Genomic DNA, 24,127 nt, shown 5'->3' with positions numbered 1-24,127 from the left:
ACCATTTAATTAAGTATTATTATTTAAGATTTTTTTTAAGATAGGCAGTTTTAATGGCTAAATTATTTTTAGACCGTTTTAAACCATCAAAGGCTGCACCAGAGTAAATGAATGCATCTCCACTTGATTCTGAAAGCTTTTTTCTTCTGTTTTTAATATCCCCTAAACCAATCCCCAAACTTACATTAGCAGATTTATTTACCATTAAATTATCGGTTTTTTAGCCGATTTTGATTTAAAAACTAATCAATAAATTTATTGTTTACTAGCTATGGCATTAATAGAATTTACCAAAAGAGGGATTTATTGTAAACAAGGCGATTTTTATGTAGACCCCTGGTGGCCTGTTGATTACGCAGTTACAACGCACGGACATAGTGATCATGTTCGTTTTGGAAATAAATACTATCTCTGCCATACCTTAACAAAGCCTATCATCAAACGCAGGATCAGCGAAGATTTAAATGTAGAAACATTGGAATATGGAGAAAGCATTACCCGTAATGGAGTGAATATTTCATTTTTCCCTGCAGGACATATTATCGGATCTGCTCAGGTACGTTTAGCTTATAAAGGTGAAATTTGTGTTATTTCTGGTGATTATAAAATTGAGGATGATGGCATTACCACACCTTTCGAGCCTGTAAAGTGTCATTCTTTTGTTTCTGAAAGTACTTTTGGTTTACCTGTTTACAAATGGCAAAAGCAAGAAATTGTTTTTAATGGCATCAGGAGCTGGATAAGTGATAATATTACACAGCAAAAAACAAGTGTATTAATTGCCTATAGTTTAGGCAAAGCACAACGTTTAATTAAAAACCTGGCTGGTGATATCCCTATTTATGTACATAACAGTATTGCTAACCTGAATGAGGTAATTATTGATGCAGGTGTAAATCTTCCCAAAACTATCCGAATTACTCCTGAAACCACTAAAGATGAATTGCAGAAAGGTATTGTAATTGTACCACCTGCCATGCGGGATAGCCGCTGGATCAAAAATTTAACCCATCCGGTAACTGGTATTTGCTCCGGCTGGATGCAAGTTCGGGCGCATCGCCGTTGGCAAAGTGCTGATGCAGGCTTTGCACTGAGCGACCATGCAGACTGGCCTGGTTTAATGGAAGCTATTACCGCAACAGGCGCAGAAAAAGTATACGTTACACATGGTTTTACAGCTGCTTTTAGCCGGTTTTTAAATGATGTAGGCATAGAAGCTGCTGAAGTGTTAACCAAGTTTGGGCAAGAAGACGATGAAGAAAATAAAGTAGATTTGGTTGATCAAAACGAAAATAAGTAAAGATGAAACGTTTTGCCCAATTGATCCAGCAGCTCGAACTGAGCAATAAAACCAATGATAAAATTGCGGCATTGGTTGATTATTTTAACTATGCAGATGATAAAGATAAGGTATGGGTTATTGCGTTATTTACAGGCAAAAAACCTAAAAGGCCAATTAAATCAGCCTTGCTTAAATACTGGGCGATAGACATTACTGAAACGCCAGAATGGTTATTTGCCGAAAGTTATGCCAATGTTGGTGATTTAAGTGAAACCATCGCGCTGTTATTGCCACCTGCCGAAAATACTTCTGATTTTCAATTGCATAAATGGGTTGAAGACTTGCACGATCTGGAAGGTAAGGATGATGAAACCAAAAAAGAATTTATTTTAAATGCATGGAATAAACTCGAAACACAGGAACGTTTTATTTTTAACAAATTAATTTCTGGAAATTTCAGGATCGGTGTTTCCAATAAAATGCTGGTGAACGCACTGGCTAAACAGAGTAGTTTAGATAGTGCCCAGATTATGCACAGCATCATGGGTAAATGGAATCCTTATGAAATTACCTTTCATGAGCTGATCAATGGTATCCACGTAAATACCGATAATTCCTGGCCTTACCCCTTTTGCCTCGCATATGCCTTAGAGCAGGAACCTGAAAAACTGGGAGCTATTTCTGAATGGCAGGCCGAATGGAAATGGGATGGTATCCGCGGACAGATTGTAAAACGGAATGGAGAGCTCTTTATCTGGAGCCGTGGAGAAGAACTGGTTACAGAACAGTTTCCTGAATTGCATTTTATGATCGATGTTTTGCCTGATGGCGTGGTTTTGGATGGCGAAATACTGGCTGTGCAAGATAAAAAGGTGTTATCATTCAGTACATTACAACAACGCTTAAACCGTAAAACGATCAATAAAAAACAGCTTGAAGATGCTCCTATTGGCTTTTTTGTTTATGATATTTTAGAATATGAAGCCAAAGATTTCAGAGAGGAACCATTAAGCGTAAGACGAAAAATATTAGAGCAGCTAATTGGTGATTTAGATGAAAGTCCGGTGATAATATCTCCGGTAATCAATTGCAGTTCGTGGGAAGAATTGGCTGATTTAAGACAAACTTCGAGATCGATCAATAGCGAAGGGATCATGCTAAAAAAATTGAGTTCTCATTACCATAGTGGTAGGAAGCGGGGCGATTGGTGGAAATGGAAAATCAATCCCTACACTGTTGATGCGGTAATGATTTATGCGCAAAAAGGAAGTGGCAGAAGGGCTAACTTTTTTACCGATTATACTTTTGCGGTTCGTGATGGCGAAAACTTAGTCACGATTGCAAAAGCCTATTCGGGCTTAACAGATAAGGAAATTAAAGAAGTAAATTCGTTCGTAACCCGTAATGCAATTGAAAAATTTGGACCGGTACGTACGGTAAAACCTGAACTGGTTTTCGAAATTGCTTTTGAAGGAATTGCTGAAAGTAAACGGCATAAAGCAGGTTTAGCTTTACGTTTTCCACGTATATTGCGTTGGCGAAAAGATAAAAAAGCAGATGAAATTAATACTTTGGAAGACTTGAGGCAGTTGCTGCAATCTACCTTGTAATGCGATTCATGGTCTGTGTTCTCACAGACCGAGGGAGATTTAATAGAATTGTTATTAGAAAAGCAGGTTTCTGTGTGCATCTGAACCGAAAGTCCTGCCATTCGCTTTATCCCGATAGAAAAAATCGGGATGCTCGCTACTGTCAGGTTTAGCTTACTTAGGTATGCCTTGCGATTTTAAACCCGACAGGAGCGGCACCCTTTTTTGCTGGAATATATTAATGTTAAAAGAAAAATCGCAAAAAAGGTAAAGCGTATGGCGGGGCTGCTGTAACCGAAAGACTACTATTATTGCTTTTCAAAAAACTAAAACTTATCAATATAAAACCTATAAGGAAATAAATTGCGCATGGACCAAACCAAAACCAAAGGTTATAAAAAGATAAAAGCCTGGCTAAAAACCAATAAACGTAAGCCTTTTCAGTTTCAGGAAGATGCCTGGCAGTATTACCTGGATGGTTACAGCGGTTTGGTAAATGCGCCTACAGGTTTTGGGAAAACATTTTCTTTATTTCTAGCAGTAGTGATTGAAGCTTTAAATGCCTCAGAAGCAAATAACAAAAAAGCTAAAGATCGTTTGCAGTTAATCTGGATTACCCCGCTCCGCTCTTTGGCCAAAGATATTGCAAGGGCCATGCGCGAAACTTTATTGGAATTGGAATTAGATTGGCACGTTGGTGTACGCAATGGTGATACCTCTCAGGCAGAAAAATTGCAGCAGAAAAAATCGATGCCGGAGATTTTATTGATTACCCCGGAAAGCCTGCATTTGTTACTGGCACAAAAGGGTTCTTCAACCCTGTTCCGAAATCTTAAATGCATTGTGGCGGATGAATGGCATGAACTTTTGGGCAGTAAACGGGGTGTGCTGGTTGAGTTAGCCGTTTCTCGAATTAAAGGCTTACAAAAGCTTGAAAAAAAACAGTTTTTAAGGATTTGGGGGATATCAGCAACCATTGGAAATATTGATGAAGCTTTGGATGTATTAGAGCCAAACCCAGAAGCCAAAAGAATCATTGTTAAAGCTGATTTAGAAAAGAAAATCCAGATTAAATCAATCTTACCTGATGACATCGAAACATTACCCTGGGCTGGGCATTTAGGCTTAAAACTGGCTTATAAGCTTTTACCCATTATCGAGAAAAGTAAAACGACCTTAATTTTTATCAATACCCGCGGACAATCGGAAATGTGGTACCAGCATTTGTTGAATATCGAACCGGAACTGGCCGGGAGGATTGCCATACACCATGGATCGATAGATTTTGAGCTTCGTAACTGGATTGAAGATGCTTTACATACGGGACAGCTTAAAGCTGTTATTGCTACTTCCTCGTTGGATTTAGGAGTAGATTTTAAGCCTGTTGATACGGTTGTTCAGGTAGGATCGCCAAAAGGTGTTGCCAGGTTTTTGCAGAGAGCGGGTCGCTCTGGCCACTCCCCGCATGAAATCTCTAAAATATATTTTTTACCTACCCATGCATTAGAACTGGTGGAAGCGGCAGCGATTAAAGAAGCAGCCAAAACAAACAATATAGAAAGCCGTGAGCCTTTTATTATGGTATTTGATACCTTGGTTCAGTATTTAGTTACGCTGGCCATAGGCGACGGATTTGATGATAAAGTTATTTATGAAGAAATTAAAAATACACATGCTTTTAAACTTATCCTTCCTGAAGAATGGACCTGGGTTATGCAATTTATCACCTCTGGAGGAGATAGTTTAAGTGCCTATACCGAATTTAAAAAGGTAGTTAAGGATGAGGATGGGCTTTGGAAAGTGAAGAGCAGGCAATTGGCCATGCGACACAGGTTACATATCGGAACTATCGTAAGTGATGCGATGCTGAAAGTTAAATTCATTTCTGGCGGTTACATTGGCATGGTGGAAGAATATTTTGTTACCCGTTTAAAAGCCGGAGATAATTTTCGTTTGGCGGGCAGGGTTTTAGAATTTATTCAGGTAAAAGATATGACTGTTGTGGTAAGGGTGAGCAAGCAAAAAAATGCGATTTCGCCGAGCTGGAATGGCGGCCGCTTACCCCTATCTTCCAATTTAGGATCAGTTTTAAGAAAAAAATATAATGAGGCGTTGGATAAAACCCATCAGGATGAGGAATTGGACTCTGTTTACCCGCTATTTTTATTGCAAGAAAAACGTTCTCATGTACCTAGAAACGATGAATTATTAATTGAACTGATCAACAATAAAGAAGGTTTTCATCTCTTTGCCTATCCATTTGAAGGACGTTTGGTGCATGAGGTTTTAGCAGCGCTGGTAGCGTATCGTTTAAGTAAACTGCTACCCATCAGTTTTTCTATTGCCATGAACGATTATGGTTTTGAGCTTTTAAGTGAGACAGAAATCCCGATGGACGAATCGATTGCCTACGAGGTTTTTTCACCTAAGAACTTAACCGAAGACATTACGCTGAGCATCAATTCAACTGAAATGGCAAGAAGGAAATTTAGGGATATTGCCTGCATTTCAGGACTGGTTTTCCAGGGCTATCCGGGCAAATATGTAGCCAATAAGCACCTCCAGTCATCTGCTGGTCTGTTTTTTAATGTTTTTAGCGATTACGATAAACATAATTTACTTTTGCGACAGTCATACGATGAGGTTTTTTACCAGCAACTGGAAGAGCCAAGATTGGCAGCCGCTTTAGAAAGAATTCAGAATGGAGCGATTATTATCACCAATCCGAAAAGTTTTACACCGCTGTCCTTTCCTATTAAAGTAGACAGTTTGCGCGAAAATATGAGTTCGGAAGAATTAGAGCAACGGATTGTAAGGATGAAAGCCGAATCCGAGAAAATTAAATAAATACATCTTCTTGTAACCTGTCGAAATTAAAAGATCTTTTGACAAGCTCAGGATGACAATAGCATAAAATAAATGACCATTACAAGCCAGGGTGAAGAATTGATTTTAGATAAGGAAAGGGCTTTGTTTTTACCCAAACATCAGCTTTTAGCTATAAGCGATTTGCATTTGGGTAAATCCGCACACTTCCGTCAGGCTGGTTTGCAAGTACCTGCTACCATTGCGCAAACCGATCTTCAACGTTTAAGTTTATTGATTAAACAGTACAATCCTAAAACGTTACTGATTAATGGCGATATGTTCCATCATGGTTTAAATACAGATATTGATGAATTTTTAGCATGGAGAAAACAATACCAAGAACTTAACTTTCTATTGGTAAAGGGAAATCACGACCGTCTTTCGCATGCGAATTATGCTGCAATGAACATCGAAATACATGAGACTAGCTTCTGTCTGGGCCCTTTTTGTTTTATCCATGATGCGCCAAATTGCACTGAGGAAGAATTATATCCTATCAGTGGTCATATCCATCCCGGTGTAACTATTGTAGGCAAAGCTAAACAAAGATTAAAATTTCCTTGTTTCTATTTTGGAAACGATTATGCTGTTTTACCTGCTTTTAGTTTATTTACAGGACTTTACGCGGTTTATCCAAAAGCAAACGAACGTATTTTTGCAGTTACGCCAAAAAGCGTGGTAGAAGTTTAAGAGTGAGTATCAATCACCTGCTTCAATTGCGAAGCTTGTAAAACACCACTTTGCCTCCATACCTGCTTTCCTTTTTTGAACAGAATTAAAGTAGGGACACTTTGAACATTGAAAGACGAAGCGGCTGGTTGATTTTTATCAATATCTACTTTTATGATAGAAACAGAATCTCCCACCTGCGATTTTAATTGTTCCAAGATCGGTTTCATCATTTTACAAGGACCGCACCACTCAGCAAAAAAATCTACCAATACAGGCTTATCACCGTTAATTAAATCTGAAAACTTAGCCATGATATTTGCTTTTATTTAGAAACAACAAAAAATTGGATTGGTTTTTAACCAAAGAAGTCAAGTTTTAAAAACTTGACTTCTTAATGTATTTTCGCTCTGACAATCAGCGATTATTTAAGCGCTTATCGGCAATTCTGCAGCTAAGGCTGCAACCCAATCTTCGAACAAAGCTTTTTCGATTTTGATTACTTCAGCTGCATGATTTTCCCAATCGTCAGAAAAACTAACCAGTTGATTCATCATTTCTTCAAGGTGCCCTTCTTCTTCCAAAATAATCGATTTTACGTTCACCTTGCTTTTAGCTTCATCTAAAACGGCCTGATAAATTGGATATAGCTCATCTGCTCGCACTTCAATGGCATAAGTCACAAATAAATACGCTGCGAATTTTAAGTCATAACCAGAAAGATTAAATACAGCTTTTAAATAACGGCAAACCGCAATATCTAAAGCATGTAAGTAGTATTTTGTTTGGTTTGGAGATAACAGCTCGGCATTGGTATAAGTTTTACAAAGCGTCTCGTCAATCTTCGAAATCTGCTTTTTTAAATAATAAGCATGACGATGTTCTTCTGCAGCATGTTTAAGAATAATCAGGTTTACATTTTCTTTATGCTCAGAAGCTGAAATCTTCTTTGCACCTGCATTTTCCATATAAGATAACGTATTTAACCATTTGGCATGCAATATATTATCTGAAACTATCGATTTTAAATTTGACGCTAACATTCTTAATTGTTAAACTGGTAATTGTTGGTATCAAGCCAACTGAAAATTTTTAATTGAAAACTGCAAACTGATTAAATTTCTCTATTCAAATCCCAGCTTTCTAAATAATCTGCAACTCTCCGCACAAACATCCCTCCAAGAGAACCATCTACAACCCTGTGGTCGTACGATAATGATAAAAACATCATATGCCTGATCGCAATCACATCACCGTGCTCGGTTTCCAACACTGCAGGCTTCTTCTTAATGGCGCCAACTGCCAAAATTGCCACCTGTGGCTGGTTAATAATTGGCGTGCCCATTACATTTCCGAAACTACCTACATTGGTTAATGTAAAAGTTCCACCTTGCGTTTCATCAGGTTTTAATTTAGAGTTTCTGGCCCTTGCAGCTAAATCGTTAACTGCTTTGGTTAAACCGACTAAATTTAACTGATCAGCATTTCTAATTACCGGAACAATTAGATTTCCACTTGGTAAAGCAGCAGCCATACCAATATTGATATCACGTTTTTTGATAATCTGTGTTCCATTAACTGAAACATTGATCATCGGGAAATCCTTTATCGCTTTAGCAACTGCTTCTACAAATATTGGAGTAAACGTTATTTTTTCATTTTCACGCTTCTCGAAACTGTTTTTTACTTTATTACGCCATAAAACCATATTGGTTACATCGGCTTCAACAAAAGAAGTAACATGCGGAGAAGTGGTTTTACTCATTACCATATGATCGGCAATCAACTTTCGCATCCTGTCCATCTCAATAATTTCGTCGCCACCACTCACACTGGTTGTTGAGGTTTTATTTACAACCGGTGCTGAACTTACTTTATTTTCTACTATTTGGCTTGTTGGTGGAGCAGGTGGCGTTAAAACAACTGTTTTAGTTTTTGAAATGGATTCTCCATTATTTTTATCAGCGATATATACTAACAAGTCATCTTTAGTTAACCGTCCGTCAGCACCAGAGCCTTTAATTGCATCTAACTCAGCTAATGAAATATTTTCCTGAGTAGCAATACTTTTAACCAGAGGGGAATAAAAGCGTTCAGACGCGCTGAAATCAGTTGCTACGTTAGTATTTTCTGATGGTAGTTGTTCAATACCTGGAATAGTCTCAATTTTTTCTTCAGCTATTGGTTTTTCTGCAACCGGAGCTTTAGTTGTAGCGTTATCTCCGCCTTCGGTTTCAATAATGGCAATTACATCACCTACCTGGGCAACTTCATCTGCAGCAAATAACTGTTTCACCAATTTACCGGCAACCGGAGATGGAACTTCAGAATCTACCTTATCAGTAGCGATTTCCAGAATGGTATCATCTAAATCAATAGAATCACCTGGTTGTTTTACCCATTTAATCACCGTTGCTTCCGCAACACTCTCACCCATTTTTGGTAACAATAGTTCGTATTGAGCCATATTAAATTACAGTATTTTATATTGGTAACGCTACAAAAATACAGTTTTTATTCTTTCTAAACTGTTTCTTTAAGGAGATTTAATAACATGGCCAATGCCGATGCAGCAGAACGTTCAATGTTTTGAATTCGTTTGTTACTGAAATTAAACACCTTAGCTACAGTTTTGTTTTTTGAAGAAATTGCAATCCATACTGTACCAACCGGTTTATCTTCTGTTCCACCCCCCGGACCAGCAATGCCACTAACGGCAATGGCATAATCGGTTTTAAAATGTTTGATTGCACCTTCTGCCATTTCTGTTACAGTTTGCTCACTTACGGCACCAAATGAGTTTAATGTACTTTCTTTTACACCAAGAATAGATTCTTTAAGTTCGTAAGCATAGGCTACTGCCCCGCCCCAATAAACCGAAGAAGAACCAGCATGTTGCGTAATTAAATGTGCAATGTATCCACCGGTACAACTTTCTGCTGTCGATAAAGTAAGTCCTTTACTTTTCATGAGATTCAGAATCGCTTTTTCAAGGGGAATATCTTCATCGGTTACCACAAACTTATTCACTTTTGATATAATCTGTTTAGCGTAAACCTCAACCTCTTTGTTCAATTCTGCTTCATTATCGCCCTTGGCTGACAAACGTAAACGTACCTGCCCTAATTTTGGTAGATAAGCCAGTTTGATATGCGCCGGTAAGCTATCTTCAATTTCCTCAATCTCTTTGGCTAGAAATGATTCGCCTATATTAGCCGTAAGTATGGTTTTGTGAACAATAAAGGGCAACTTAAACCTGCTTGTAATTCTGGGCAGAATTTCATCATCCATCAGGTACATCATCTCGTAAGGCACACCTGGCATGGATACAAAAATGGTGTTGTTTTGTTCAAACCACATGCAAGGCGCAGTACCATTTTTATTTACAATCACCTCACAACCATCAGGAACATTGGCTTGCTGAATATTGATATCCAATAACGGACGTTTGTATTTTTCGAAAATCTGACGAACCATTTCCAATGCACCAGGATCATTACGAAAGCCCATATTAAAATACCTTGCCAAAGTTTTTTTGGTAATATCATCTTTGGTCGGGCCCAGGCCACCGGTAATTAAAATAAGGTCTGCTCGTTTTTCGGCAAGTTCGAGGGCTTCTAAAATATGTTGTTCATCATCAGAAACTGAGGTGATCTGCTTCACGGAAACGCCAATTAAATTTAACTGTTTAGCCATCCAGGCAGAATTGGTATCAACGATTTGGCCAATGAGAATCTCATCACCAATGGTAATTATTTCGGCTAGCATAAATTTATCGGTATGTGCTGTAAAAACCCTGTCTTTTGCTCAATTTCAAATCCTGTAATATCGAAGCCTTAACTTTTATAGTAACAGAATAACTTTTGTAAGCACCGTATGGAACCCAGTTTACACTCATATCCCAGCAATGTAAATCGCGGTAAATTGCTAAATTCATTGGGGTTAAGCCATTGTTTTTAAAATCGTAACCTGAGTTAAAAGTAACCTTCCATTTCGGTGTTAAATTAACATCACCATTAAAGTTTAATGTATTCGAGATTGTATTGTTGTTTCCATCATTTGAGTATTGAAAACTATATGAAAACGAGAAATTCCATGGAATGTTAAAATCAACAAAAGCATTCGGATCACGACTTATAGCCGCCAATTGCTCAGACTGTATATCGGTCAAGCCTTTTTTGTTGGCTGCCTCCCCCAATTTGTCATTAGCCTCATTCTTACGCTTTAATGCTTCCGGATTTAAACTGTAATCGAATGAGAAGCCAAAGTTAGCCAGGCGCGGTAAAAATTTACCACTTTGCCAGAAATAACGGTCTTGTCTGATCTGTCGTGTAGAACCTGGTATAGTATCTGCTCCCAGCGTATAAGGATCTAAAGTTCCGTTATAGTTAATCCCCAGTTTATCAGTAAACTGAGATCTGCCACTAAAGCCGATAGTTGATAATTTGTAGGATGTAGCCAGGAAATTATACGAACCACTAAAACTCAAACCCTGGATGATTGGAATCTTTTTTGAGCCTGTTCCGGTTGTATCATTCTTATTCCTCACCTTTAGTTCGACGGTATTATCCAGGCCAAAACCAATAGATGCGTTAGGGCCGCCAAAAGAGCCTGGCTGTGCCATACCATCAAAAATAGAATATTTTAAAGGTTGCCCGCTGATATAAATTTGATTCCCATCCTGGTTTATTGCGGGTCTAAAAGGCCCTGCTCCTGCTTTGGTAAAATCCGGGGAGTAAGAGAAAGATACATTTGGGGTCATTACATGCCTCATTGCCTGTATCTTACCAGCCGGATTAAAATCTCTTCTTCCGTAAATTTTAGTCGACATACTGGTTGACAAACTGTAACTACCTGCTCTTTTAAAGCCACTAAGAGTATCTTCTCTAAATGAAAAAGTATTATCGGCATAACTGGTATATCTTCTGTTTACACTCTGGAAATTCCAAACTTCGTTGTAGGTACCGCCCAGGCTAAAGTTAAGATATTTCAAAGCTGTGAAAGACATATTTATTGGAATACTATGCGAAAAACCACTCCTTAAACGTTTTAAGCCATCATTTTGAAAAAGCAAACTGTCAAAAGTATCAATTCGGTTTGTTCCCTGTAAGCTGTAACCAACTGTAATTTTTTGATACCACTTTTGCTCTCCAACTGCATTTTTAGAACTAAATGGGTTAAATGTAGGCACGTTGAAAGTCATTTCAGGTAACCTAAGCGATATTGCTCTTGTACTTAAAGTCTGATCACTTGATGCAGACAAAGAGAAATTCATACCGTTCGAATAAGCCTTGGCATAACTAATACTACTACTTGTAGAATTGGTTGCAATCGTATTAATATCATAGCTGGCACCAGCAGCAGTATTTTTATAGTATCCTTTTCTTCCTGTTGATACCAATCTTACACTGGCGCTAAATGTAGTACCAGGATTGGCATTTGCATTTTGGCTATGGCTCCAGTTAATACTAAAGTTTTTGGTGGGATTTCTAAAAGCTTCAGTACCTTCTAAACCATCTTTGAAACTAGAGTAAGCTAAGTTGATATTACCGTTGTATTTATATCTTTTGGTATAATTACTCAGTACGCTTGCTTCATAAGAGCCGTTGGTATAAATAGAACCTAAAAGTTTAGCATCCCAATAATCGTTTAATCCGAGATAATAACCACCATTCTGTAAGAAAAACCCCCTTGTAGCATCTTCTCCTGGTGTAGGAAGGATTACGCCTGATGTTCGTTTGTTTGGTTTAGGAAAAAATGCAAATGGCAGCCCCAGGAAAGTAGGAATGTCTTCAATAATCATGTAAACTGGGCCGGTAATAATCTGTTTTTCCGTTACTACCCCTTTAGAAATCATTAATCCAAAATGCGGATGCGGAAGATTACAGGTACTGTACATTACATTTTTAATGTGCAACTCATCATCTATTTGCTTTTTACTCTGTCCGCCAGAGAAGAAACCACCTTCCTGCTCCGAAAAAACACCATATACTTTGGCACGGGTTGTTTCTGAATTGTAAAAAATAGAATCGGCTATGGCAGTTCCTTCGGCTCCTGATTTAAAGATTGGTTTCCCGGTATATCTACCAGTTTTTGCATCTTTAACACCACGGGCGAAAATAGAATTTTGCTTTTTATCATATTTGATAAAAGCCGCATCTAGCTCAAAATCACCATATACCACCCTTGCGTTTCCATATAAATAGACAATACTTTTATCAGCACTCATTTTTACCGAATCCTCTGCTTTGTATTCTACTTTCTGGTCGATACTGCTGTTATTTTTACCTGTCTTTTTAGTCGTATCCTTTTTGGTTGTGTCTTGCTTTATGATTTGTTGCAATGAAAAATGAGAAAATGCGTTAGCTTTACCAACAACAAGTGTTAATAAAATGACAGATATTAGTAAAATAGAGCTCTTCAGGAGTTTCAAATTCGTGTTTGAATGTTATTTTTGCACCGATGTTTAATCAAAAACGTTCAAAATTAGTGAAAAATATACCATTGATGTATCTTAAATCCATTTTAACAATTATTATTTATTTAGTGTTATCAAATTCATTTGATAATCAGGCATTTGCACAGGAATATAAAATTAAAACAATTGTGATCGACGCCGGTCACGGTGGTAAAGATGGTGCAACCCATGGAGTGTATTCTAAGGAAAAAGATGTGGCACTTAAAACCGCATTAAATCTTGGCCGGGCGCTTCAGGATAGTTTGAAAGATATTAAAGTGATTTATACCCGCGAGTCGGATGTGTTTATTCCTTTATATGAGCGTATCAATATTGCCAATAATGCAAAGGCCGATTTATTTATTTCCATTCACTTAAATGATATGCCTGTTAGGGTATCAAGAGTGGTAGATTATTATAAAAAAGTACGGGGTAGAAAAGTACCTGTTTACAGAACGGTTACCTCTAAGAGTACTTCAACAAGAGGAACAGAAACATTCGTGTCTGGAACACGCCGTTTAGGTGAGCAGGATGAAGTGATCAAAAGGGAAAATGCATCCATGTTTCTGGAAGAGAATTATCAGAAAAACTATGAGGGTTTTATTGCAAATACCCCTGAAAGTGACATTATGTTATCCTTAATGAAACAAACCAATAGAGAGAGAAGTTTAAAGTTTGCTTCAATGCTTCAACAGGAATATATTAATGCTGGCCGGATCAACCGGGGCGTACAAGAGAAAAGCCTAGCCGTTTTGGCCCGTGCGGCGATGCCTGCCGTATTAACTGAAATAGGTTTTGTGAGTAATCCGGAAGAAGAAGACTATATGAACTCTCCTGAAGGACAAAATGAAATTGTGAGTGGCATTATTAAAGCGATTAAAAATTATAAACGTATCGCCGAAACATCATTTTAATATCCCGAATGCATGAAGATTAAACTTCTGATTACAATACTTTTATTTTCGTTACTCGTTGTTGAAAAAGTCCCCGCGCAAGGTTATAAGATCAAAACAATAGTTATTGATCCCGGTCATGGTGGAAGAAAACCTGGTGCCTCCGGTAGTTTTTCGAAAGAAAAAGATATTTCGCTAAAGGTTGCTTTAAAGCTAGGTGCGTTATTAAAAGAGGAAATGCCTGAAATTAAGATAATTTTCACACGTAAAACAGATATAGATGTCGATTTATACAAAAGGGCCGAAATAGCGAACGAAGCTAAAGCAGATCTTTTTATATCCGTACATTGTAATTCAATGCCTCCGGGTAACAAACATATTAAAGGCGTAGAAACATTGGTTGCAGGATCGCACAGGTTAAAGGAACAAGATGCAGCCATACGCGAGAATGCCGATATTAAATTGGAAAAGAACTACAAAAGTAAGTATGATGGTTATGACCCAAGTGACCCAAGTAGTTTTATTCTTTTATCGCTTTTAAAAAATACCTTTCGAGACAAAAGCATTAAATTTGCCAAATTAGTACAGAATAGTTACGTCAAACGGGATGAACGATTTAGCCGCGGTGTTAAAGAACAGGGTGTTTTGGTGTTGCAACGCTGTGGGATGCCTGCAGTTTTAACAGAAGTAGGTTTTATCTCGAATACAGAGGAAGAAAAATATATTAATTCGCAAAATGGGCAGAACGAGATCGCCAATTCTATTTTAGAAGCAATAAAAACATACAAAAAAAATATTGAGGTTAAATAAGTGTCATTATAAATGATAGTTATTTTAACTTTGAAAAAAATATAAATCAGATACCAAACAAATAGTGCCGCCTTTATGTATTTATAGGGTTTAGCACAATAAAAAAATAATACGCTCTAACAAGTGAAGAAAACATATTTCAGCACTTGTAGCCATTAAATAAAACACTCATGAAGATTAAGAACGAAACCAAAGTAGGTATTTTAGCTGCATTTGCCATTGCTTTATTAATAATTGGATATAATTTTTTAAAAGGAAATTCAATTTTCTCAAGTGAAACTACATTATATGCAAAATATACGAGGGTTGACGGTTTAACTGTATCAAAACCTATCCTAATTAATGGTTATCAGATCGGCCGAGTAGCTAAATTGGAGCTACAGGGAGACGGCAGTATCATTGCTACGTTAAGCGTAAACAGCAAGTACGAAATTCCCGAAAACAGTATTGCGCGCTTAGAAGGTACAGATCTTTTGGGTAGCAAGGCTATTGTAATGTCATTAGGTAACTCTAAAAAAATGGCTGAAGATGGTTTTACCTTAAATGCTAATGTAGAAAAAGGTTTAATGGAGCAGGTACAGCCAGTTCAAAAGAAAGCGGAATTAATAATCGGTAAAATGGATTCTATTTTAAGTAGTGTCAATTCTATCCTGAACCCTAACTTTCAGAAAAACGTTGATAAAAGTTTTAATAGCATTGCGGGTACATTAGCTTCGTTAGAAACAACCTCGAAAAAAGTTGATGGTTTAGTAGGTTCGGAAAGTAAACGTATTGAAGCTATCTTTAAGAATGTAGAAGGCATTACTGCAAACTTAAATAACAACAACCAAAAGATAAGTGATATTTTGACTAATATTAATACCGTTACCGATAAGTTTGCTGCTGCTAACTTTAAACAGACTTTAGATAACGCAAACAATGCTATTGCTGATTTACAAAGCGTAATTTCTGGAATTAAAAGTGGAAAAGGCAGTTTAGGATTGTTACTAAACGACGATAAAATGTATCAGAATTTAAATAATGCTTCAAAAAATCTTGATGAATTAATGATTGATTTAAAAGCCAATCCTAAGCGTTATGTTCACTTCTCTGTATTTGGAGGTGGCAATAAAAAAGATAAGTAATTAATTTTTATAAATGTGAAAGCCTTACAGTTTTAAATTGTAAGGCTTTTTTTGTTCAATTCTATATGAATGTTTTTATGACACGTAAAATTGATTAGTTCAATTCTTTGTCATCCTGAATGCAATGAATAATCTTTAAACGAATTTAAAATTGACGGAATTAATTCTGCGGCAATTTGCGTAATCCGCGGGGAAATTTTCTATTGGGTTCCCGCAGATTTAAGAAGATAGAAACAGATTGCACATCATCATTAGCTACACTTTACTTTAAGATAATTTACACTTCGTCGTGTGTCCTGTGGTAAAAATGGAAAATATAGAGCCAATAATAGAATTAGTTTTGCCGTGATTTGCGTAATCCATGGTAAAAACTTTTGTTATGGGGCCTCATGGATATAAGCAGATTGTATTTAACTTTTGCTTTGAAACTAACTCTGCGAATCTTTATGTATTCTCTACGCGCGTTGCAGTAAAAAAGATGAAAATCCCTAAAGTTGAAAGGTCCTTCCCTCAACAGCTAACTCCGTATTTTCGAAAACAGACTGTGCTTCTTCTAAAAGCATTTGTAAGGTTTTGTAACGTGAAGAAAAATGGCCGATGAGTAATTTCTTCGCTCCGTTAATCTTTGCTACCTCTGCTGCCTGTAAAGCGGTAGTGTGATGTGTTTCTTTAGCCCTGTCCAATAGGTCGTGCATAAAGGTGGCTTCATGGTACAAAGTATCGCAGTCTTTAATGGTCGCAAAATAGCTTTCATCAAACAAGGTATCCGAGCAATAGGCATAACATCGCGGTGCATCTGGTTCGGTAGTGTAATCTTCACTGCGCAAAATATCGCCATTGGGCAGTTCTACATCAATTCCTTTTTTTAAGGCCGTATAATAAGCCATGGGCACTTCATCAGTCTTCTCTTTTATTAATTTACGTTGTCGTTTCTTTTGCTGAAAGATAAAGCCTGTAGTAGGGATACGGTGATTTAAAATAATGGTTTTAACTATTAAATCGTTATTCTCGAATATCTGTATTGACTGATCGGCTTCGATTGGAAAAAACTCAATTGGATACCTCAACATGGTATCAGAATATTTAAACTGGATCTCTAAAATTTCCAATAAAGGTCTGGGACCAAATATCTGCATGGGTTTTGATCTGCCATTCAAATGCAAACTGGAGAGCAATCCGATTAAACCGAAGTAATGATCGCCATGTAAGTGGCTGATAAAAATATAATCTATACGGGCTGCTTTAAGATTGTATTTAGCCAATTGTTGTTGTGTACCTTCACCACAATCAATCAGGTAATATTTTTCATTACAATTTAACAGTTGTGCAGAAGGATTCCTGTTAAATACAGGAGTTGCAGAACTGCTTCCTAAAATTGTAACTTCAAATTTCATCATGATAAGATATAAAAAGCCTCGTAGATCTTTAGAAACTACGAGGCCGGAATGTTATTTAAATATTTTGTTATTTAGCGCCTCTAAACTCTTTCTCTAACTCATCCATAAAGATAAAATCAGTAGCTTCATCTATTGTATTAACAAACGTTACAGATTGAAATATGTTTGATAATTCGATAATTGATGCCAGCTCATCATTAATTCCGATTACAATAAATAATCCGCCTGCCGATTTGCAAAGCCTGTCGCCAACCAATAAGCAGCTTAAATCCTGTGCATCATTACACTCTGTAACATAACTTAAATCAACAATGATGTTCTTAAATCCCCCTGCATTAAGCAAATAGAACTCTGATTTTAAACCTGGGGCATTGTCATTTGTAAACTTATGTTCTTCTAACTTTAAGGTTACATATTTATCGTGTTTATCTACTGAAAATTTCATCTCTCTAATCTTTATGGTACTAATGTATAAATTTCTTTCGAATTTAAAGTGTTTCTAAAGCCTTTAAAACATTAGTTTCAATGCGGCTTGAAATTGCATCAGCATCAGCTTTTATAAAGGTCTCCCCTACAATTTTTTCATAAAGTTCAATGTAACGTTCTGAAATTGAATTTACAATTTCCGGTGTCATTTCTGGAATAACCTGTCCATCTTTTCCTTGAAAACCATTTTCAATTAACCATTTTCTTACAAACTCTTTTGAAAGTTGTTTCTGTGGTTCATTGTTATCCTGGCGATCCTGATAGCCATCGGCATAAAAATAACGGGAAGAATCTGGTGTATGAATTTCGTCGATCAGGTAAATTACACCATCAGCCATACCAAACTCGTATTTCGTATCAACTAAAATCAATCCGCTTTTTGCAGCAATCTCAGTTCCCCTTTGGTATAAGGCATGCGTATATTCTTCTAACTTTTCGTAATCTATTATGGAAACAATGCCTTTGGCTAAAATATCTTCTTTTGAGATATCCTCATCATGCCCAACTGAAGCTTTGGTTGTTGGTGTAATAATGGGCTGAGGCAATTTATCATTTTCTTTCAATCCATCAGGCAAAGAAACGCCACATACCGACCGTTTTCCTGCACTATATTCACGCCATGCATGACCTGCTAAGTAACCTCTAATTACCATTTCAACCTTAAATGGCTCACAGATACGGCCAATGGTAACCATTGGATCTGGTACGTCTAAAACCCAGTTGGGAACGATATCCTGAGTAGCTGCTAAAAATTTAGCTGCAATTTGGTTCAGCACCTGTCCTTTAAATGGAATGGCTTCAGGCAATACGACATCAAAAGCAGAAATACGGTCAGATACTACCATTACCATAAACTGGTCGGCTATAGTGTATACATCGCGGACTTTACCCTTGTAAAAATTACTTTGATTTGGAAAATTGAAATGAGTTTCTTTAAGTGCTTTCATGAGGGGATAAAAATAGGAAAAAAGTGTGAAAGTCCATAGAATGTAGTCTCTGGTTAATATTAAATAAAAAGTCCGAAGACCGTAGTCGGAGGTCCGATGATAAAATATTATAAAAAAACTCGCAGTTGATGGATTGCGAGTTTTTTTATTTCAAATTATTTAATACTTGTTTAAAGCTTTCTGCTGAAATGGCACCGATATTTTCATTTTTGAACAGAATAGCAATGTTATCATCAGATTTACATAACTGAAGTCGTCCTTTAAAAAAGTGCGCTTTAATTAGTTTGGTAAAAGCAAACAGATTTCTCAGCTTTTCTTTGCGACAAACCAATTCTTCTTTATCCTTTGAAACGATTAATCTAATGGCATGAGGCAATTTTTCAAAAGAAAGCTTCAAATCATTTTCTAAATTAATAATTTCCATAATTTATGATGTGAGATATATTGATGTAAGATGGATGATGTTTTAAAAGAATTAAATCTTCCATCTTACATCTCCCATTTATTGAATATCACCGTAAGCTTTTAAGATATCTTTCACCAATTTATGTCTCACCACATCCTCTCCACTTAAATAAATAATATCGATACCTTTAATATCTTCTAAAATCCTTAAGCCGTTAAATAAGCCCGACATTTGTTTTTTAGGTAAATCGATCTGTGTAACATCACCGGTAACGATAAATTTTGCAGTTGGTCCCATACGGGTTAAAAACATTTTTAACTGCATATCGGTGGCATTTTGAGCCTCATCTAAAATCACAAAGCAATTATCTAAGGTACGGCCCCGCATAAATGCCAGGGGTGCAATTTCTATTGTACGGTTTTCGATGTAGAATTTCAATTTCTCAGCAGGGATCATATCATCTAATGCATCGTATAGCGGGCGTAAATACGGATCGATTTTTTCCTTTAAATCGCCTGGTAAAAACCCCAGGTTCTCTCCTGCCTCAACCGCCGGCCTGGTTAAAATGATGCGTTTAATCTCTTTGTTTTTTAAAGCCCTAACTGCTAGTGCTACTGCAGTATATGTTTTTCCAGTTCCGGCAGGGCCAATGGCAAACAGAATATCGTTTTTAGCAATACTGCTTACCATTTTACGCTGATTTGCAGTTCTTGCTTTTACCAACAGACCGTTTGTACCAAAAACAATCACTTCTCCTCCGCCACCTGTTGGTTGTTCTACATCTTTTTTTGTAACGCCCGCTGCCTTTGCACCTAATATTGTTTCTACATCATTATTGCTTAGCGAGCTATATTTTTCAAGATGCGCAATCAGTTGGTTAAACTTCTCTTCGAAAGCCTTAAGTTCCTGTTCATCACCGAGAACCTTAACATCACTACCTCTCGCAACTAGTTTTAACTTTGCGAAAGCGCCTTTAATCATTTCGTAATTCTCATTGTTCGGCCCCCAAAAGTGAGCAGGATTTACGGTATCCAGGGTTAATTTTAATTCGTTCAAACTGTAGTATTTTAAAAAGTTATCGGGGTATTATTAATTAAAATTTGAATATTTGCAGACGCTTAGGCCTGTACACAAGAATAAGCAATAATAATGAATTTTTAATGGGGATAATTACTTTAACAACAGATTTAGGTTCAAAAGATTTTTACCAGAGTGCCCTTAAAGGTAGTCTGTTGAGTCTTATGCCTAATGTTAATTTAGTTGATATTACCCACGAGGTTCCATCATTCAATATTTCGTACGCTGCCTTCGTTTTAAAAAATGCTTATCCTTACTTTCCGAAGAATACGGTACACCTAATCGGCATCGATTCTGTGTACAGCGAAAACACCAAATATATTGCTGTTAAGCACCGTGATCACTTTTTTGTAGGGGCTGACAATGGCATTTTCTCTCTTCTTTTTGATGATGTTCCTGAAGATGTGGTAGAGCTGAACATTATGCAGGATCTTAAGTATCTCCACTTCCCCTTGGTTGATATTTTTGTTAAAGCAGCAACACATCTGGCCAAAGGTGGCAAACTGAAAGACATCGGTTTACCTGTAGCAGAGATTGAACAGAAGATGCTTTTACACCCTGTAATTGAGCGGGATGTGATCCGAGGAAGTGTAGTGTACATTGATACTTTTTGCAATGTGATTACCAATATCACCAAAGATCTTTTTACCAAAATACAGAAGAACAGAGATTTTACGCTTTATTTTAGAAAAAGTGAAACCATTACACAATTAAGCTGGCACTATAATGAAGTGCCGGAAGGCGAAAAACTTTGTCTGTTCGGCATTAGTAATCATTTGGAAATTGCCATTAACAAAGGAAAGGCAAGTGGATTATTAGGCTTACATCTTGGTGATATTGTACGGGTTGAATTTCATTCTTAAAAGCGAAAAGACCAAAGATAAAAGACTAAAGCGGAAAAATCCATATAGAAATTATTGTTTCGACCGAAATGGAGAAATCCATTGTCGAACTTATTTCCTGATAGATCTCTCCGTTCCTTTGTACTTCAGTTGAGATGACGAATATTTTGGGAACTTTGCATTACAAATGAACTAATGACGACCGAACCAATGAACCAACAAAACAACTTCTACCCTTTTCGCGTTTATATCCACATGAAGAAATATTTTTATCTCCTCTCGCTTATCTTATTTAGTGTCCAGGCTTTTGCACAACAGGATACTGCCGCTTATGCAGCACAACGCATTAAAGTAAATTCACTGCTTCAAGAGCGAAGTGCAAAATTTGGGCAGTATGATGAAAGTTTAGCGCAGCGTTCAGGCATTTTTGGGTGGCAAACGAAGAAAGACATCAAAAATTCAAATGAAATTCTCCGTCAGGTGGTTTTAACCGACAACAATATTTTCAAAGAACTGAAAGTCTTAATGGATTATAAAGATTTGCAGAACCAACAGAAAGTAGCTGTGGCAGATAATTCACAGGAACGCATAGAACGTTATATGCAAACCATTAAAAAATTACAGGATCAGAATGCACAGCTTAAGGAAGATTTAGAGAAAAAAAATAAAGGAGGTTTATCAACCTACATCATTGTCTTTTTGATTTTAATAATGGCAGTTGGATTTTATTTCTTCAACAGAAAACTACAGAGGTATGAAAAAAGGACTGTTTAAAATCTTAGCGAAGATAAACAAGGCTGTTCTGCCAAGCTTGTATAAAAAAGATCCGAACAAGCTTACTACTTTTCAGAAAGCGATATTGGGCTATCGGTATTGGGTTACAACGAATGCGTTGGACTAGTTTAGAAAACCTCGCAGGTTTAATTCGTGGGTATTTATGTTTTCAACGGCCTCATTGAGGGCTGCGCCGTTTTAAAACCTGCGAGGTTTAAAATATTATTATTTCTTAAAATGCTCAATAATCAATGTAGCCAATTCCGTACCAATACGCTCTTGTGCTTCGTTGGTTGATGCACCAATATGTGGTGTCAATGAGATTTTAGGGTGTGTTAAAATTTCTGCCAATGGAGTTGGTTCATTATCGAAAACATCTAAACCCGCGAAAGAAACTTTGCCTGAATTTAAGGCTTCAATTAAAGCCGGTTCATCAATTGTTCCACCGCGTGAGCAGTTTACAATACCAACACCGTTTTTCATTTTAGCAAATTCTGCTGCACCCAAAATCGGTTTATCGGCAAATGGAGTGTGTAAGCTAAAGAAATCACTTCCTGTAATTACTTCATCTAGGGAAACCGTTTTAATTGGGATACTTACTGATTTTCCACCCTGGAATTCTAAAGTAATTTCAGATTCAGATGGATATAAATCGTAAGCCAATACATTCATACCTAAACCCAAAGCCACTTTTGCAGTTGCACGACCAATACGACCAAAACCAATAATACCGATGGTTTTGCCGCTTAACTCAGTTCCTTTAGCATAAGCTTTTTTAAGGTTATTGAATTGTGTAGCGCCTTCAACAGGCATTTTTCGGTTAGCATCCTGTAAAAACCTGATACCGGTAAATAAATGTGAAAAAACCAATTCAGCAACAGATAATGAAGATGCAGCTGGTGTATTTACCACTGCAACACCCTGACTGCGTGCATATTCTACATCGATATTGTCCATGCCAACGCCACCTCTACCAATTAATTTGATATTCGGAACGGCATCAATTAATTCTTTTCTAATTTTTGTTGCGCTACGAACAGTAATGGCATCGTAGTTTTTCAAAGCCTCGGCTAATTTATCCTGAGGAATGGTTTCTGTATCAACCTGGAAACCTGCTTTTTCTAATAATTCTTTTCCGATGGGATCAATCCCATCGTTTGCTAATATTTTAATCATTGTATATATGATTGCACAGATTTGATTGATTACACCGATTAAATAATCGCATTAATCATCTGTGGTTAAAATTTAATTAATTTGCTTTTGCTTGTTGTTCCTCAAATATCTGCATGGCCTCGACCAAAGCATGAACACTTGTAATTGGCAAGGCATTGTACATCGAAGCGCGGAAACCACCTACACTTCTGTGGCCTTTAATCCCCACAATACCTTGTTCTTCTGCATATTTCAAAAATGGTTTTTCCAATTCTGAATTTTCCATTACGAAACAAATGTTCATTCTGGAACGGTCTTCAACTGCGCAAGTTCCTTTAAACAATGGATTACGATCGATCTCTCTGTAAAGTGCTTCAGCTTTTTGTTTGTTTTCTTTTTCAATTTCTGCAACACCGCCTTTTGATTTTAACCAACGAAGGTTTAATAATGCAACATAAATAGAAAAAACCGGAGGTGTGTTATACATTGAACCGTTATCGATATGCGATTGATAGTTCAACATTGATGGAATTTTACGGTCAATTTTACCTAAAATTTCATCTTTAACAATAGCAATGGTTAAACCGGCTGGACCAACATTTTTTTGCGCTCCGGCATAAATTAAATCGAACTGAGAAACATCGATTACACGGCTCATGATATCTGATGACATATCGCAAACTACAGGAACATCGGTTTTAGGTACTTCGAAAAGCTCTGTTCCATAAATAGTATTGTTTGAAGTATAGTGGAAATACGCACTATCAGCAGGAATTTCAAAATCTTTCGGGATGAACGTATAATTCGCATCTTTAGACGATGCAACTACATTCACATTGCCGATAAATTTAGCCTCTTTTAATGCTTTGGTTGCCCAAACACCAGTATCTAAATAACTTGCTGTTTGTCCATCGCCCAATAAGTTCATCGGAACCATCGCAAACTGTAAACTTGCACCACCTTGTAAAAATAAAACGGAATAACCCGACGGCACATTTAATAATTCTTTTACCAACTTATCAGCTTCAGCAACAACTGCCTCAAATTCGGTTGTTCTGTGCGAAATTTCTAAAATTGATAATCCATCGTTAAAATCTAAAACAGCCTGAGCTGCTTGTTTAAACACTTCTTGAGGTAAAATACAAGGGCCTGCGCCAAAATTATGCTTCATCTTATTATATAATGTTTTACGGCAGTAAATGTAAAATTTTTAAAGCAGTTATGCCCATAAAATCGTCATCTAAAAAATTAAATTTTGTTAAAAAAAAGCATGAAATTGATTGATTTATTGCAGTTTTTGTAATTAAATCGTTTTATTGAAATGAGACGAAACGAACCAGTTATATTCGTA

At 36.9% G+C, this 24,127-nt stretch carries 22 protein-coding genes; 9 read left to right on the top strand and 13 right to left on the bottom strand.

All coding sequences use genetic code 11. The annotated features are described in order from the left end of the window. Positions 1-19: 19 nt before the first annotated feature. A complete protein-coding gene (locus tag KYH19_RS09345) occupies positions 20-205 on the bottom strand; it encodes a hypothetical protein (RefSeq protein WP_219078478.1) in 186 nt (61 codons plus the stop codon). A gap of 66 nt (positions 206-271) precedes the next feature. Between KYH19_RS09345 and KYH19_RS09340 the strand changes: the two genes are divergently transcribed. From KYH19_RS09340 to pdeM, 4 genes are all read left to right on the top strand, one after another. Beyond that, positions 272-1,300, top strand: a complete 1,029-nt coding sequence (locus KYH19_RS09340; RefSeq protein WP_219078477.1) for a ligase-associated DNA damage response exonuclease — start codon at positions 272-274, stop codon at positions 1,298-1,300. A gap of 2 nt (positions 1,301-1,302) precedes the next feature. Next, complete coding sequence (locus KYH19_RS09335) at positions 1,303-2,892, top strand: ATP-dependent DNA ligase (RefSeq protein ID WP_219078476.1); 1,590 nt, start codon at positions 1,303-1,305, stop codon at positions 2,890-2,892. A gap of 348 nt (positions 2,893-3,240) precedes the next feature. Further along, complete coding sequence (locus KYH19_RS09330) at positions 3,241-5,718, top strand: ligase-associated DNA damage response DEXH box helicase (RefSeq protein WP_219078475.1); 2,478 nt, start codon at positions 3,241-3,243, stop codon at positions 5,716-5,718. A 72-nt stretch (positions 5,719-5,790) separates the two neighbouring features. Continuing rightward, the gene (gene pdeM / locus KYH19_RS09325; protein ID WP_219078474.1) at positions 5,791-6,429 is read left to right on the top strand and encodes a ligase-associated DNA damage response endonuclease PdeM; all 639 of its coding nucleotides are present in this window, start codon (positions 5,791-5,793) and stop codon (positions 6,427-6,429) included. Here pdeM and trxA read toward each other — a convergent pair. The 5 genes from trxA to KYH19_RS09300 all read right to left on the bottom strand — a co-directional run bounded on the left by trxA (position 6,426) and on the right by KYH19_RS09300 (position 12,751). Next, complete coding sequence (gene trxA / locus KYH19_RS09320) at positions 6,426-6,722, bottom strand: thioredoxin (RefSeq protein WP_219078473.1); 297 nt, start codon at positions 6,720-6,722, stop codon at positions 6,426-6,428. The genes pdeM and trxA overlap by 4 nt on opposite strands. 114 nt (positions 6,723-6,836) lie before the next feature. Continuing rightward, on the bottom strand, positions 6,837-7,451 hold the full coding sequence (locus KYH19_RS09315; protein ID WP_219078472.1) for a hypothetical protein: 615 nt from the start codon (positions 7,449-7,451) through the stop codon (positions 6,837-6,839). Positions 7,452-7,522: 71 nt separating this feature from the next. Beyond that, on the bottom strand, positions 7,523-8,875 hold the full coding sequence (locus tag KYH19_RS09310; RefSeq protein ID WP_219078471.1) for a dihydrolipoamide acetyltransferase family protein: 1,353 nt from the start codon (positions 8,873-8,875) through the stop codon (positions 7,523-7,525). Between the two features lie 56 nt (positions 8,876-8,931). Beyond that, complete coding sequence (locus tag KYH19_RS09305; RefSeq protein ID WP_219078470.1) at positions 8,932-10,176, bottom strand: competence/damage-inducible protein A; 1,245 nt, start codon at positions 10,174-10,176, stop codon at positions 8,932-8,934. A gap of 4 nt (positions 10,177-10,180) precedes the next feature. Further along, complete coding sequence (locus KYH19_RS09300) at positions 10,181-12,751, bottom strand: putative LPS assembly protein LptD (protein WP_255562604.1); 2,571 nt, start codon at positions 12,749-12,751, stop codon at positions 10,181-10,183. A 164-nt stretch (positions 12,752-12,915) separates the two neighbouring features. On the opposite strand from KYH19_RS09300, the gene KYH19_RS09295 reads away from it, so the two are divergent. The 3 genes from KYH19_RS09295 (at position 12,916) to KYH19_RS09285 (ending at position 15,692) form a co-directional block, all read left to right on the top strand. Next, entirely contained in the window at positions 12,916-13,779 is an 864-nt protein-coding gene (locus tag KYH19_RS09295) for an N-acetylmuramoyl-L-alanine amidase (protein ID WP_219078910.1), read from the top strand. A gap of 12 nt (positions 13,780-13,791) precedes the next feature. After that, entirely contained in the window at positions 13,792-14,568 is a 777-nt protein-coding gene (locus KYH19_RS09290; RefSeq protein WP_219078468.1) for an N-acetylmuramoyl-L-alanine amidase, read from the top strand. Positions 14,569-14,738: 170 nt separating this feature from the next. After that, positions 14,739-15,692, top strand: coding sequence for an MlaD family protein (locus KYH19_RS09285; RefSeq protein WP_132397557.1), 954 nt, complete (start codon positions 14,739-14,741; stop codon positions 15,690-15,692). 488 nt (positions 15,693-16,180) lie between these two features. Here KYH19_RS09285 and KYH19_RS09280 read toward each other — a convergent pair whose 3' ends face one another. The 5 genes from KYH19_RS09280 to KYH19_RS09260 form a co-directional block, all read right to left on the bottom strand. Continuing rightward, positions 16,181-17,086: a ribonuclease Z gene (locus KYH19_RS09280; RefSeq protein ID WP_132397555.1), complete on the bottom strand. Its 906-nt coding sequence runs from the start codon at positions 17,084-17,086 to the stop codon at positions 16,181-16,183. A gap of 70 nt (positions 17,087-17,156) precedes the next feature. Continuing rightward, complete coding sequence (locus tag KYH19_RS09275; protein WP_219078467.1) at positions 17,157-17,534, bottom strand: STAS domain-containing protein; 378 nt, start codon at positions 17,532-17,534, stop codon at positions 17,157-17,159. A gap of 43 nt (positions 17,535-17,577) precedes the next feature. Then, the gene (locus KYH19_RS09270; RefSeq protein WP_219078466.1) at positions 17,578-18,522 is read right to left on the bottom strand and encodes a phosphoribosylaminoimidazolesuccinocarboxamide synthase; all 945 of its coding nucleotides are present in this window, start codon (positions 18,520-18,522) and stop codon (positions 17,578-17,580) included. A gap of 145 nt (positions 18,523-18,667) precedes the next feature. Beyond that, positions 18,668-18,946: a hypothetical protein gene (locus tag KYH19_RS09265; protein ID WP_219078465.1), complete on the bottom strand. Its 279-nt coding sequence runs from the start codon at positions 18,944-18,946 to the stop codon at positions 18,668-18,670. Positions 18,947-19,024: 78 nt separating this feature from the next. Beyond that, complete coding sequence (locus KYH19_RS09260; RefSeq protein ID WP_132397547.1) at positions 19,025-19,984, bottom strand: PhoH family protein; 960 nt, start codon at positions 19,982-19,984, stop codon at positions 19,025-19,027. 104 nt (positions 19,985-20,088) lie between these two features. Here KYH19_RS09260 and KYH19_RS09255 point away from each other — a divergent pair, with 104 nt between their 5' ends. Together KYH19_RS09255 and KYH19_RS09250 are read left to right on the top strand one after the other, a co-directional pair. Beyond that, entirely contained in the window at positions 20,089-20,868 is a 780-nt protein-coding gene (locus KYH19_RS09255) for an S-adenosyl-l-methionine hydroxide adenosyltransferase family protein (RefSeq protein ID WP_121284777.1), read from the top strand. Between the two features lie 234 nt (positions 20,869-21,102). Then, positions 21,103-21,621, top strand: coding sequence for a hypothetical protein (locus KYH19_RS09250; protein WP_219078464.1), 519 nt, complete (start codon positions 21,103-21,105; stop codon positions 21,619-21,621). Positions 21,622-21,846: 225 nt separating this feature from the next. On the opposite strand, the gene KYH19_RS09245 is transcribed toward KYH19_RS09250, so the two are convergent. Both KYH19_RS09245 and serC read right to left on the bottom strand, forming a co-directional pair. Further along, on the bottom strand, positions 21,847-22,797 hold the full coding sequence (locus KYH19_RS09245; protein ID WP_219078463.1) for a D-2-hydroxyacid dehydrogenase: 951 nt from the start codon (positions 22,795-22,797) through the stop codon (positions 21,847-21,849). A 76-nt stretch (positions 22,798-22,873) separates the two neighbouring features. Next, positions 22,874-23,947, bottom strand: coding sequence for a 3-phosphoserine/phosphohydroxythreonine transaminase (gene serC, locus KYH19_RS09240; protein WP_121284775.1), 1,074 nt, complete (start codon positions 23,945-23,947; stop codon positions 22,874-22,876). Positions 23,948-24,127: the final 180 nt, after the last annotated feature.

The organism is Pedobacter sp. D749 (assembly GCF_019317285.1).
Lineage (GTDB): Bacteria > Bacteroidota > Bacteroidia > Sphingobacteriales > Sphingobacteriaceae > Pedobacter.
The sequence above is the reverse complement of the archived record's forward strand: the minus strand, read 5'-3'. Positions and strand labels throughout refer to the sequence as shown.

What these genes read in the sequence shown, in the direction of transcription:
- KYH19_RS09345 (WP_219078478.1), bottom strand. Translation starts at nt 205, where the DNA reads ATGGTAAATAAATCTGCTAATGTAAGTTTGGGGATTGGTTTAGGGGAT.
- KYH19_RS09340 (WP_219078477.1), top strand. Translation starts at nt 272, where the DNA reads ATGGCATTAATAGAATTTACCAAAAGAGGGATTTATTGTAAACAAGGC.
- KYH19_RS09335 (WP_219078476.1), top strand. Translation starts at nt 1,303, where the DNA reads ATGAAACGTTTTGCCCAATTGATCCAGCAGCTCGAACTGAGCAATAAA.
- KYH19_RS09330 (WP_219078475.1), top strand. Translation starts at nt 3,241, where the DNA reads ATGGACCAAACCAAAACCAAAGGTTATAAAAAGATAAAAGCCTGGCTA.
- pdeM (WP_219078474.1), top strand. Translation starts at nt 5,791, where the DNA reads ATGACCATTACAAGCCAGGGTGAAGAATTGATTTTAGATAAGGAAAGG.
- trxA (WP_219078473.1), bottom strand. Translation starts at nt 6,722, where the DNA reads ATGGCTAAGTTTTCAGATTTAATTAACGGTGATAAGCCTGTATTGGTA.
- KYH19_RS09315 (WP_219078472.1), bottom strand. Translation starts at nt 7,451, where the DNA reads ATGTTAGCGTCAAATTTAAAATCGATAGTTTCAGATAATATATTGCAT.
- KYH19_RS09310 (WP_219078471.1), bottom strand. Translation starts at nt 8,875, where the DNA reads ATGGCTCAATACGAACTATTGTTACCAAAAATGGGTGAGAGTGTTGCG.
- KYH19_RS09305 (WP_219078470.1), bottom strand. Translation starts at nt 10,176, where the DNA reads ATGCTAGCCGAAATAATTACCATTGGTGATGAGATTCTCATTGGCCAA.
- KYH19_RS09295 (WP_219078910.1), top strand. Translation starts at nt 12,916, where the DNA reads ATGTATCTTAAATCCATTTTAACAATTATTATTTATTTAGTGTTATCA.
- KYH19_RS09290 (WP_219078468.1), top strand. Translation starts at nt 13,792, where the DNA reads ATGAAGATTAAACTTCTGATTACAATACTTTTATTTTCGTTACTCGTT.
- KYH19_RS09285 (WP_132397557.1), top strand. Translation starts at nt 14,739, where the DNA reads ATGAAGATTAAGAACGAAACCAAAGTAGGTATTTTAGCTGCATTTGCC.
- KYH19_RS09280 (WP_132397555.1), bottom strand. Translation starts at nt 17,086, where the DNA reads ATGAAATTTGAAGTTACAATTTTAGGAAGCAGTTCTGCAACTCCTGTA.
- KYH19_RS09275 (WP_219078467.1), bottom strand. Translation starts at nt 17,534, where the DNA reads ATGAAATTTTCAGTAGATAAACACGATAAATATGTAACCTTAAAGTTA.
- KYH19_RS09270 (WP_219078466.1), bottom strand. Translation starts at nt 18,522, where the DNA reads ATGAAAGCACTTAAAGAAACTCATTTCAATTTTCCAAATCAAAGTAAT.
- KYH19_RS09265 (WP_219078465.1), bottom strand. Translation starts at nt 18,946, where the DNA reads ATGGAAATTATTAATTTAGAAAATGATTTGAAGCTTTCTTTTGAAAAA.
- KYH19_RS09255 (WP_121284777.1), top strand. Translation starts at nt 20,089, where the DNA reads ATGGGGATAATTACTTTAACAACAGATTTAGGTTCAAAAGATTTTTAC.
- KYH19_RS09250 (WP_219078464.1), top strand. Translation starts at nt 21,103, where the DNA reads ATGAAGAAATATTTTTATCTCCTCTCGCTTATCTTATTTAGTGTCCAG.
- KYH19_RS09245 (WP_219078463.1), bottom strand. Translation starts at nt 22,797, where the DNA reads ATGATTAAAATATTAGCAAACGATGGGATTGATCCCATCGGAAAAGAA.
- serC (WP_121284775.1), bottom strand. Translation starts at nt 23,947, where the DNA reads ATGAAGCATAATTTTGGCGCAGGCCCTTGTATTTTACCTCAAGAAGTG.